At 34.5% G+C, this 1,233-nt stretch carries 1 protein-coding gene; it reads left to right on the top strand.

The genetic code is table 11. The features are described 5' to 3' along the window. Positions 1 to 203 precede the first annotated feature (203 nt). Positions 204 to 1,196 carry an IS110 family RNA-guided transposase gene (locus tag DFQ09_RS18715; RefSeq protein ID WP_115813162.1) on the top strand — a complete coding sequence of 331 codons (993 nt, stop codon included), beginning with the start codon at positions 204 to 206 and terminating at the stop codon, positions 1,194 to 1,196. Positions 1,197 to 1,233: the final 37 nt, after the last annotated feature.

Here is a 1,233-nt window from a genome sequence, read left to right as displayed (position 1 = left end):
CAACGTGTTTCTTTAGTTTGTATTAAATATCTTTATATAGAAAAAGAGGAGAACTATAACGTGTTTTAGATTAGTGATCCCTAACACGTACGAGTCCTCTCTTTCTATAAAGTTGCCAAGAACCATTTGGAATACCAGGAGTTTAAACTCCCGATAAAGGAAGTAGTTAACGCAACATATTAATTCACTCTAATTGTAAAAATATGAAAAATTATGAAGAAGTAGTCGGTATCGATGTTTCAAAAAAGACAATAGATGCTTATTGTTATCAAGCTCAAGCACACAGGGAGTTTATCAATGATATTGTAGGCTATAAAAGCTTATTAAAATGGGTTTTAAAAACGACAAAAGGCGTTGATGTTTTTTACTGTTTTGAGAATACGGGTTATTACTCCTTAAAATTAGCCTTATATCTATCTAGTCAAAGTATTGTTTATGTAGAAGAGAGTCCTTTAAAGATAAAACGCTCATCAGGCGTTGTAAAAGAAAAAACAGATCGTTTGGATGCAGAGTTAATAGCGCGTTACGCTTGGCTTTACCGCGAGGAATTAGAGCCAAGTACTGTAAAGAGTACGTCTCATTTAGAGTTAGGTAGATTGTTAGCTCTACGAGACCAATTAGTTCGTAATAATGCTGGTCTTAAGGGTACATTAAAAGAACTTAAAGTTCTATTGTCAAGTCCTAGTACAGATGTTGGGTGCTTAAGTCTTAAGCGTAGTATAGATTACCAGAAAAAACAAATTAAATCCATAGAGGAAAGAATAAAAGATATCCTAACTGAAGATGCTTCAATGTGTAAAAACTATGAACTTTTAATAAGTCTTAAAGGCATTGGTTTAGTTGTTGCTTGCCAGCTAATCTATCACACAGGTAATTTTACGCGATTTGCTAACTGGCGTGCCTTTTCAAGTTATTGTGGCACCGCACCATTTGAGCATCGCTCAGGTACTAGTATTCATAGAAGAAAGCAGTGTCATTATTTAGGTGATCGGAAAATGAAGAGTTTGTTGAGCATGGCCAGCGTTTCAGCGATACAGCATGATAGCGAATTACGATTATATTATAATAGAAAATTAGCAGAGGGGAAGGATAAAATGCTGGCCATAAATAATGTTAGAAATAAGTTGATAGCTAGAGCATTTGCCGTAGTAAAAAGAGGAACGCCATATGTGGTTCTTCAGCAATATGCAGCATAAAAAATAAAACTAAATATTACTAGGATTTGATCTTGGA

It is taken from the genome of Winogradskyella pacifica (assembly GCF_003386275.1).
In the GTDB taxonomy this organism is placed as follows: Bacteria; Bacteroidota; Bacteroidia; order Flavobacteriales; family Flavobacteriaceae; genus Winogradskyella; species Winogradskyella pacifica.
This window is presented reverse-complemented; position numbering and strand designations above follow the sequence as displayed.

What these genes read in the sequence shown, in the direction of transcription:
- DFQ09_RS18715 (WP_115813162.1), top strand. Translation starts at nt 204, where the DNA reads ATGAAAAATTATGAAGAAGTAGTCGGTATCGATGTTTCAAAAAAGACA.